Source organism: Enterobacter sp. C6, from assembly GCF_008122455.1.
GTDB lineage: Bacteria > Pseudomonadota > Gammaproteobacteria > Enterobacterales > Enterobacteriaceae > Enterobacter > Enterobacter pseudoroggenkampii.
Genome location: NZ_QPFW01000038.1, coordinates 1 through 1,307 on the forward strand (window position 1 = coordinate 1; position 1,307 = coordinate 1,307).

Here is a 1,307-nt window from a genome sequence, read left to right on the forward strand (position 1 = left end):
CGTGAGCGACCTGCAGCACCTACCGGAAATAGATGCGCTGGTGTGTATTACGCTGCGCAACACGCTGCCGGAACTGCCGTTACCGCACTGGACGCTGGTTCCCCAGCGGGTCGTGGCGGGCATCGGCTGTCGACGCGACACGCCGTATCCGCTGCTGGCGACCCTCTTGATGCGCCAGCTTGCAGCGCAGCAGTTCGACCCGCTGGCGCTGAAAGCGATTGGCAGCGTCTCCCTTAAAAAAGACGAAGCGGGCCTGCTTCAGCTTGCCGCCCGCTGGGGTGTGCCGTTTGAAACCTTTACCGCTGACGCGCTGCGTGAGCACGAACACCGCTTTCCGGCTTCACCGTTTGTACGCCAGACGGTTGGGGTGGGGAGCGTCTCGGGACCGGCAGCGTGGCTGCTGAGCCATGGGCAACTACGAGGAGAAACCCTGCGCGAACAGGGCGTCACTATCACTTTGGGAGTTTCACACTGATGTTAACCGTAATTGGAATCGGCCCGGGCTCGCAGGCCATGATGACCATGGAAGCCGTAGACGCGCTGCAGGCGGCAGAAATCATCGTTGGCTACAAAACCTATACCCATCTGGTGAAGGCCTTCACCGGCGACAAACAGGTGATCAAAACCGGGATGTGCAAAGAGATTGAACGCTGTCAGGCGGCGATCGAGCTGGCGCAGGCCGGGCATAACGTCGCGCTTATCAGCAGCGGCGACGCCGGTATTTATGGCATGGCGGGGCTGGTGCTGGAACTGGTCAGCAAACAGAAGCTGGACGTTGAGGTTCGCCTGATCCCCGGGATGACGGCCAGTATTGCCGCCGCGTCTCTGCTTGGCGCGCCGCTGATGCACGATTTTTGCCACATCAGCTTAAGCGATCTGCTGACGCCGTGGCCGGTCATTGAAAAACGCATAGTTGCTGCGGGAGAAGCGGACTTCGTCATCTGTTTCTATAACCCGCGCAGCCGGGGTCGCGAGGGCCATCTGGCACGGGCGTTTGAGCTGCTGTCCGCCAGCAAAAGCCCGCAAACGCCGGTAGGGGTAGTGAAGTCTGCCGGGCGCAAAAAGCAGGAGAAGTGGCTGACCACGCTGGGCGACATGGACTTTGAGCCGGTCGATATGACAAGCCTGGTGATCGTCGGAAATAAGGCCACTTACGTTCAGGAGGGGCTGATGATCACACCCCGGGGCTATGTGCTGTGAACTATGGCGACGTGCTGGTCATGGGCGGCACCAGCGATGCCCGCGCGATCTGCCAGCAGCTGGATGCGGCCGGCGTGGCCTACACCCTGTCGGTGGCGACGGCCACC

At 61.3% G+C, this 1,307-nt stretch carries 3 protein-coding genes; all 3 read left to right on the plus strand.

What is annotated here, in order from left to right; translation table 11 throughout:
- Positions 1–475, plus strand: a 475-nt coding sequence (locus DOU50_RS00230) for a cobalamin biosynthesis protein (RefSeq protein ID WP_194266096.1), incomplete at its 5' end; no start/stop codon positions are given.
- Complete coding sequence (locus DOU50_RS00235) at positions 475–1,200, plus strand: precorrin-3B C(17)-methyltransferase (RefSeq protein ID WP_024908221.1); 726 nt, start codon at positions 475–477, stop codon at positions 1,198–1,200. The genes DOU50_RS00230 and DOU50_RS00235, both read left to right, overlap by 1 nt.
- Positions 1,197–1,307, plus strand: a 111-nt coding sequence (locus tag DOU50_RS00240) for a precorrin-6A/cobalt-precorrin-6A reductase (protein ID WP_194266097.1), incomplete at its 3' end; no start/stop codon positions are given. The genes DOU50_RS00235 and DOU50_RS00240, both read left to right, overlap by 4 nt.

Bases quoted from the DNA above. Each gene is read 5' to 3' on its own strand.
- DOU50_RS00235 (WP_024908221.1), top strand. From the start codon at position 475: ATGTTAACCGTAATTGGAATCGGCCCGGGCTCGCAGGCCATGATGACC.